The following is a 226-nucleotide window of genomic DNA, read 5'->3' on the forward strand; positions in this document are numbered from 1 at the left end:
TACATCAGATAGAGAGAAAGGTAGAAAAACCATTTCATTATGAGTGGGTAGAAGGCTGGTCAACGCTTCTTGGTAGTATGGTTGCGGATCTAGGAGTTGTGATGGCTTTGTTTCTCGGTATTGTTTTATCCTCTTTATTTGCGGGCGAATGGCATGATAATACAAGCACACTAGTATTGACGACTCGAAATGGTTGGGGGAAAATCGCTCTTGCCAAAATTCTTAC

The 226-nt window shown here is 41.6% G+C and carries 1 pseudogene; it reads left to right on the forward strand.

Annotated features, from left to right (window positions below):
* Positions 1-226, forward strand: a pseudogene (locus tag LI162_RS16135) (ABC transporter permease); the annotation flags it as partial.

The sequence above is a fragment of the Mediterraneibacter sp. 210702-DFI.3.120 genome (assembly GCF_020561005.1).
Classification (GTDB): Bacteria; Bacillota; Clostridia; order Lachnospirales; family Lachnospiraceae; genus Mediterraneibacter; species Mediterraneibacter faecis.